General features: G+C 53.0%; 2 protein-coding genes and 1 pseudogene. All 3 read right to left on the minus strand.

Annotation, left to right across the window (positions count from 1 at the left end):
• Window positions 1-433, minus strand: a 433-nt coding sequence (locus HEN21_RS22520; RefSeq protein WP_183082957.1) for a major capsid protein, incomplete at its 3' end; no start/stop codon positions are given.
• Between the two features lie 55 nt (window positions 434-488).
• Window positions 489-821, minus strand: a complete 333-nt coding sequence (locus HEN21_RS22525; protein ID WP_000201478.1) for a head decoration protein — start codon at window positions 819-821, stop codon at window positions 489-491.
• Window positions 822-830: 9 nt separating this feature from the next.
• Window positions 831-970: pseudogene (locus tag HEN21_RS23230) on the minus strand (S49 family peptidase); the annotation flags it as partial.

Genomic DNA, 970 nt, shown 5'->3' on the forward strand with positions numbered 1-970 from the left:
CACCGGTCATGGTGTATTTGCCCTTAAGCACGGCAGAAACTGCCTGCATCTCTTCGACCTGGGCAATCGCCAGATTTTCATCCAGCATATTCTGCCGAATAATACGGCGACGACGGTAAGCCGGGTCAGCCAGGTTCTGCGGATCTTCATCCGGCAGGCGACGCAGGGTCATCTGCGGATTCACCTCATGCTTGGGTTTGACATAACCCGGCGTAAATTCAGAGGTGGAGCCGCCACGGGATCGGATAACCTCACCGGAAACAATCGGCGAAACGTACAGCGCCATGTTTACCAGTCCCGGAATTTGTGAGAGATAGACTTTTTCCGTGGTGAAAGGATAGGTTTCACGGAAAAACAGGCGCAGAAACAGCGGATCGAACTTAAAGTGATGCTGGGTCGATGCCAGTAATTCTGCAGTTGTATATACAGACATAAATTATTTCCATAAAAAAAGCCGCACAGGCGGCCTTTGTTGATGAAGGGGAAGATTAAACGATGCTGATTGCCGTTCCGGCAAACGCGGTCCGTTTTTTCGTCTCGTCGCTGGCAGCCTCCGGCCAGAGCACATCCTCATAACGGAACGAGCCGGACTTGTAGAACGTCAGTGTGGTGCTGGTCTGGTCAGCAGCAACCGCCAGAATGCCAACGGCTGCACCGTCGGTGGTGCCATCCCACACAACCAGCTTACGGGTAGTGCCATCCAGCATCAGTGGGGTCATTGCAGGCGTTTTCGCACTCAATCCGCCAGGCGCAATTGCTGTATGAGCCGGATCACTGTTACCCAGCGGCTGGTAATGGTTAAACTCTTCTTTTGTCGCCATAACTGCCTCTTATACCGGTAAAGCTTCAGGTGTATTAAGTAATTCTTTATTGGTATCAGATGCCAGGTTACCTGCAGCCAGCGGTGCCGGTGCACCCTGCATCAGACGATCCAGCGCAGTGTCACTGCGCGCCTGTGCACTCTGTGGTG

The organism is Escherichia sp. 93.1518 (genome assembly GCF_013368915.2).
GTDB lineage: Bacteria > Pseudomonadota > Gammaproteobacteria > Enterobacterales > Enterobacteriaceae > Escherichia > Escherichia ruysiae.

Coding starts and splice junctions, on each gene's coding strand:
- HEN21_RS22525 (WP_000201478.1), bottom strand. CDS start 821: ATGGCGACAAAAGAAGAGTTTAACCATTACCAGCCGCTGGGTAACAGT.